Here is a 6,237-nt window from a genome sequence, read left to right as displayed (position 1 = left end):
GCAACACACCACACACCAGCAACACCAAAGGAATACGAGTAACGATCTTATGCTCTAGCCACTCTTTCTCTAGCATATAAAAATAAGGATTCATTACGCCGCCTCCTTTTGTAAAGCTAGGAACAGATCCGCCAGTTTCACATTGTAAATTTTATCGACATCATCAAGCTGTTCCGCTTGCTCAGATTGAATCAACCAACGAGTGCTACCTAAACCACGTTCACTCGATAACGGTTTCAGCGTCTCCATTTTCGCTCGCTGATCTTCATTGGTCTCTACGATCACGTAATCTTGCGCGACACTGTCCATCGACGCTTGGAGTACAGCCTGACCATGCTTGAGGATCAACACATCCGTTAACAGGTGTTCTATTTCAGACACTTCATGACTAGCAATGATAAGTGCACGCTCACCGTCATGGAACCACTCAAGCAAATGACGATAGAAAGTATCACGGTAAACAAGATCCAAACCTAAAGTAGGTTCATCTAAAATCAGCACCTTGGTATCGGTTGAAATAACAATCGCAAGGTGCAGTTGAACCTTCATGCCCTTAGAGAGAGACTTGATTTTACTGTGAAGCTTAATGTCGGTTTTCTCAATCACTGCGCGCGCTTTGTCAATATCGAAACTAGGATGAACACCAGCGGTATAACGCAGAATTTGCTTCACGGTCATCCAATCAGGCAACACGTTAACATCTGAAATATAGGAAAGATGCTCCATCACTTTGGCACGCTGTGAAGTCGGCTCCAACCCTAACACTCGAATCTCACCTTGGTAATCATGGGCACCAAGTAAGCTCTTAATTAGAGTCGATTTACCTGCGCCGTTATGACCTAATAGGCCGAGAACCTGCCCTGCTTTGAGCTCAAAACCAATGTTCTTAATCGCTTCGCTCTGCGCTTTATCTCGGCCAGAGTAATTTTTAGATACCTGACGCGCTTCAATTAATACGCTCATTGTTTACCCTCAACATGCAGCGTTAACTGCTCAATAAATTCTTGTAACGGGATGTCTAGCTGCTGCAATTTCACTGCAATAGAAGGAATTTGCTGCTGAATAAAGTCTTGTTTCTGTGTGGCTTTCAGTTGGATCAATGCACCTTCTGCCACAAACATTCCTTGACCACGCTTTTTCTCCACTAAACCTTCATCCACCAACAGCTGATAGCCTTTCATTACAGTAATGTGGTTGATTTTTAAATCCCCCGCTACGGCTCTGACCGAAGGCAGCGCTTGACCTTCGAGCCAAGTTCCTTGCAGTATCTGCTCTGTAATTCGGTCTGCTAATTGACGAAAGATAGGCTGAGTTTCATTCCAGTCAGTCATGACGCTTGCCTTATCACACGTGCTTTAGTGTTATACATAGGTATAACACTAAAGCAATTGATGATATTTGCAACCACTATCTGAAACAATTTGTTCTGACACGAATTTATTGATGCAGATTAATAAAGCTTCAATCTGTTCTAGATCACACTTTCTAACCCCGTAAAATACTCAGCCTAATATGGCGAGCCAGAGACAAGTAGTGACACGCGATCAATTTGAGTTATTAGCACCGGGTGGGGATTTAGACTCTATCAAGGCGGCTATTGCGGCCGGAGCCGATGCCATCTATTGTGGTTTAGACCGCTTCAACGCGCGCAACCGAGCCACCAACCTAACCCTAGACAACTTGAATGGCGTGTTACAGCTCGCCCATCAGCACGAATGTAAGATATTCCTAACTCTGAACGTTCTTATCTTAGAGAGCGAAATCTCAGCCATAGTGAGGCTGCTTAGCCAGTTAAGCACCACCGCAATCGATGGCGTTATCGTTCAGGATCTTGGGCTGGCTTACATCCTTAAGAACTATTTCCCAGCTCTCGATGTTCATGCTTCAACTCAGCTTAACACCCACAATGAAGGGCAGATTTTATTTCTCAATCATCTGACTGCCAGCCGAGTGAATCTATCGCGTGAACTCAATATCGATGAGATCAAACATTTGGCTAAGTTTGGTCGTCAGCACGATGTCATGATGGAAGTGTTTGTTCACGGTTCATACTGCATTGGTTTCTCGGGTATTTGCTACATTAGCTCAGCACGCAACGGAGCTTCCGGTAACCGTGGACGCTGTAGCCAGCCTTGCCGTGAACAGTACGAGACAACCAAAACAGGCAATAACTACCCACTCAATATGAAAGACAACTCTGCATTTGGTGATCTACAAGCGCTTGCCGATGCGGGTGTTTACTCATTGAAAGTGGAAGGCCGCATTAAGAAATCCCACTACGTCTACACCGTGGTCGATAACTGGCGCAAGCAGATCGATCGTTTGTGTAAAGGGATAGAATTATCGAGTGATACAACAGAGCTATACACGGTGTTTAATCGCGACTTTTCCAATGCCTTCTTGCAGGGTGATTTCGGCAAAGCCATGTACATCGACAACCCTCGTGACCACGCGGTGAAGCACTTCTCTAAGATCTATAAATGCGAAACGGCACAGCAGATCCAAGGAATTAAGAAAAAGCTCTACGACGATAAAACGGCCATCATTGAGAACGTCGCTGAGAAGACTCAAGCATTCGAGCTCTCCACGACCCAAGCCTCAGGTAGTAGCTTGAAAGGTGCCATTGATGTCCCAAGCTTACCTGCGCTACCTCAGCCACAACAACACTTAGGCACGCCTACGTTGTCAGTACTTATCTCTGCAGCGCAAGAAACGAGCTTGTGCGAGTACAATAACGTCGATATCTACTACCAACTACCAATGGGTCTCGCCAGTGAACTTAGCACCATGGTTGAGCTATTTACCGCCAACCCTAAGCTAAAACCTTGGTTTCCGGCGATATTAATTGGTGATGATTACCAAGCAGCGCGTGAGTTTCTTCAAGCCATCAAGCCAGACCTATCTGTCACCAATAACTCGGGGGTAGCAATGCTTGCTCAGGAACTCGGATTAGGTTGGGTTGCAGGACCGCAAATGAACACCGCGAACTCTTACGCATTGAAATGCCTTCAAGAAGAGTTTTCAGCGAATGGAGCTTTTATCTCTAATGAACTGAACATGAAGCAAATGCGCCACATTAAACGTCCGCCAAACATGCGCAGCTATTACAGCATCTATCATCCAAATACGCTTCTCACCAGCCGTCAGTGTCTGTTCCAGCAAACCGAGGGGTGTCGAAAGATTAAAGTAAATAAAGGTTGCTTAAAACGCTGCGATAAACGTACCTCAATTATCAACCTCAAAGACAACCCATACGTGGTGCAAAAACAAAAAGGCAGCCACAATGCTATCTACAGCGAGCACAATGTTCTCAACCTGCAGGTGCTGCAAGAGTTGCCACACCTGTTTACCGATGTATTGATCGACCTGCGAGATATTCAAACGGAAACCAAGGTATCCGTAAGCAAACCAGAGTTGATTGATGCCTTTTTAGCACTACTGGCTCAGCATAAAGAAGAGAACGTTAAAGCCATAAACAACATGATTCAGCCCACGGCTAATGCTCAGTACTTAAAAGGGTTGTAGATCAAAAAAGCCTGCTCGTAGAAAGCAGGCTCAATGAAGTATTGCGCTGTTACACCAAGGTTGCGCCTTTAAATGCACCGATGGGTGCGATTTCGTCAAGCTTATCCAATGTAGCTTGGCTCAGTGTTACATTGAGTGCCGCCAAGTTTTCATCAATACGCGAAGTTTTACGGCTACCAGGGATCGGAATGATGTTATCGCCCTGCGCCACTAACAAAGCTAAAGCAAGTTGAGCTGGCGTAATGTCATACTCCGCTGCGATTTTCTTGATCTCTTCCAAACGTTCTAAGTTGTTTGCGAAGTTATCGCCTTGCATTTTAGGGTTGTTGTTACGGAAATCATTGGCATCTAACTCTTTCACCTGACCAGTCAAGAAACCTGCGCCAAGAGGTGACCAACAAACCAAGTCTGCTCCAATTTGATTTACCGCTGGCAGAATATCGTTTTCAGCTTCACGACGGAATAATGAATATTCATATTGTACAGCAGCAATTGGATGAACCTCATTGGCACGTAGAACTTCTTCCGCAGTCACATTGGACAAGCCAATCGCCTTAACTTTGCCAGCTTTCACCGCGTCAGCCATTGCTGATACAGTCTCTTCCAGTGGAATTTGTGGATCTAAATAGTGCGCATAAAGCAGGTCAATTTGCTCAACACCCAAGCGCTCTAAACTCGCATCAATCGCTCGCGAAACATACTCTTTTGTACCATTGATAGTGAGAGGAAAGCCCCAACCAGTATCTAGCGTACTGCCCGTCTGCCCTTCTTCGAACACGATGCCAAACTTGGTTGCAACAAAGGCTTTGTGATCAGTCTTTTGAATCGCTTTTTTGATAAGATCTTCATTATGGCCTGCCCCATAAGCATCGGCGGTATCGATCATCATGCCTTGCTCAATAGCGTGGACTAGAGTTTGAACGGCGATATCGTCATCGCTCTCACCATAGTAGCCTTCAAGCCCCATTGCGCCGTAACCGATTTGTTTGATTGCTGAAAAGTTGCTATTTGACATCATTATTCTCCAGTTCTTTTGCTGCCGACCCTCAACAACAAAAAGCGATTATTGTCTAATTCGAGTCGCCCCGATTTCTTGTTAATAAGATTAGCAACGCTTTAAGCAACCGGATTGAAGAATCTTGCCTGAAGATTTGCACTTTATTGCAGCAAGCCCTGACGAAACGCCTAACATTTCTTGATCCCAATTTTCGCTGTGACTACAATGACGCACATTCTTTATGGACTTCAAGGTCACAATCATGACAGATACAGCTAAACCAGCTCTACCAGATCGCCTATCAGGTAACCCACGTAGCCCTTTCTTTGTGAAAGAGTGCTTCGATCACCAAATCGGTATTCGTTTCAAAGGCCAAGAGCGTACTGACGTTGAAGAGTACTGCGTTAGCGAAGGTTGGGTAAAAATTGCTTCTCCAAAAGCAAAAGACCGCTACGGCAACCCAATGCTAATCCAATTGAAAGGCGAAGTGGAAGCGTACTACGTTTAAGCGGACCTTTTAGATTCGAAAGCCACAATGCTCACGCTAGTGGCTTTTTTTATATCTGTCGGTTAGCGCGCAAATACATTAGAGGCACTTGTTTCATATTGATGATAGTGACATGCTATCTCGAATTTTGTGTATCAATTTTTCACGGACGAAACTATGAATATATCCCTCAGACCCGCTCTTGAGTCAGACATCGACTTTTTGATCAACCTACGTGACGCCACTATGCGTGACTACCTTGAACAAATGGATATGCCTGTAAGTTACGAAGATTATCTTGCCCGCATTGAATACAAATTTGATTGCGCACAAATCATTACTTTAGATGAAATGCCAATTGGGCTATTCAAAGCCGAGCACCAAGCAGAAAACAAACTCTGGAACATCATTCAAATCCAAGTTCACCCTGCTTACCAAAACTCTAAAATTGGCAGCTATTTACTCAAAAGCGTGATTGAAAATGCGCGCTCTGCACGAGGCAAAGTTGGCCTAAGCGTGCTGAAATCCAATCCTGCTTATCAGCTATACCAACGACTTGGATTTAATAAAGTCAGCGAAGACCAGTATGAATATCAGCTAGAGTTGTGTGCATAGAGCGTGCAATAAAGCTATTTCAATCCTAGTAAGTCCAGTGCTAAACTCTGCCTCAATTCATACAATTGAAAAGGAAAAGTGATGAACCCTATTCTTGCATTGTTGAAAGAGAACAATATCAGCGATGAGAAAACCCATGAGCTATTTCAGGCGTTAACTCAAAACCCGTTAGCAGCAATGGCAACAATTGGACAGCTTGGTTTACCACAAGACAAATTACAGCTTCTGATGGCGCAAGTGATGCAAAACCCTGCTCTTATCAAAGAAGCGGTGGAAGAACTAGGATTAGACTTCTCAAAAGTTGAAGAAGCAAAAGAGAAGCTTCAGAGCCAAAACCAAGGCCAATAATCTCTGTTTAATTAAAAACGCTGATCGGTGTTAACCAGATCAGCGTTTTTTTGTATCCCAATCACCTCCCCAAACCGAGCTAAGTTGTTCATTTCAGCGATGAGACAAACCGCCCATTTGAACTTACCTAACTGGAATAACACGCATAAATGGACCAGTTCGGTTGAAACTAAGTTAAGTTGCGGTACGCTTTTGACGCAGCTTGAGTAAGGAAGAGCAAACCATGCGGGTCGATTACCAAAAGCGATTAACGCCAGTTATTCGT

At 44.4% G+C, this 6,237-nt stretch carries 7 protein-coding genes; 4 read left to right on the top strand and 3 right to left on the bottom strand.

What is annotated here, in order from left to right; all coding sequences use genetic code 11:
* Window positions 1–93: 93 nt before the first annotated feature.
* Complete coding sequence (locus tag QTO00_RS12575) at window positions 94–963, bottom strand: ABC transporter ATP-binding protein (protein WP_331425113.1); 870 nt, start codon at window positions 961–963, stop codon at window positions 94–96.
* Entirely contained in the window at window positions 960–1,331 is a 372-nt protein-coding gene (locus tag QTO00_RS12570; protein WP_331425112.1) for a GntR family transcriptional regulator, read from the bottom strand. Before QTO00_RS12570 ends, QTO00_RS12575 begins: the two co-directional genes overlap by 4 nt.
* 202 nt (window positions 1,332–1,533) lie before the next feature.
* On the opposite strand from QTO00_RS12570, the gene QTO00_RS12565 reads away from it, so the two are divergent.
* Window positions 1,534–3,525 (top strand): U32 family peptidase, encoded by a 1,992-nt coding sequence (locus tag QTO00_RS12565; protein ID WP_331425111.1) that lies wholly within the window; start codon window positions 1,534–1,536, stop codon window positions 3,523–3,525.
* A 49-nt stretch (window positions 3,526–3,574) separates the two neighbouring features.
* Here QTO00_RS12565 and QTO00_RS12560 read toward each other — a convergent pair whose 3' ends face one another.
* Complete coding sequence (locus QTO00_RS12560; protein WP_331425110.1) at window positions 3,575–4,540, bottom strand: aldo/keto reductase; 966 nt, start codon at window positions 4,538–4,540, stop codon at window positions 3,575–3,577.
* Between the two features lie 244 nt (window positions 4,541–4,784).
* On the opposite strand from QTO00_RS12560, the gene QTO00_RS12555 reads away from it, so the two are divergent.
* The 3 genes from QTO00_RS12555 (at window position 4,785) to QTO00_RS12545 (ending at window position 5,972) form a co-directional block, all read left to right on the top strand.
* Window positions 4,785–5,030 carry a DUF3297 family protein gene (locus QTO00_RS12555; RefSeq protein ID WP_038202083.1) on the top strand — a complete coding sequence of 82 codons (246 nt, stop codon included), beginning with the start codon at window positions 4,785–4,787 and terminating at the stop codon, window positions 5,028–5,030.
* Between the two features lie 156 nt (window positions 5,031–5,186).
* Window positions 5,187–5,624 carry a GNAT family N-acetyltransferase gene (locus QTO00_RS12550; RefSeq protein WP_038202086.1) on the top strand — a complete coding sequence of 146 codons (438 nt, stop codon included), beginning with the start codon at window positions 5,187–5,189 and terminating at the stop codon, window positions 5,622–5,624.
* Between the two features lie 81 nt (window positions 5,625–5,705).
* Entirely contained in the window at window positions 5,706–5,972 is a 267-nt protein-coding gene (locus QTO00_RS12545) for a DUF2999 family protein (protein ID WP_331425109.1), read from the top strand.
* Window positions 5,973–6,237: the final 265 nt, after the last annotated feature.

The organism is Vibrio sp. M260118, assembly GCF_036533755.1.
In the GTDB taxonomy this organism is placed as follows: domain Bacteria; phylum Pseudomonadota; class Gammaproteobacteria; order Enterobacterales; family Vibrionaceae; genus Vibrio.
The sequence above is the reverse complement of the archived record's forward strand: the minus strand, read 5'-3'. Positions and strand labels throughout refer to the sequence as shown.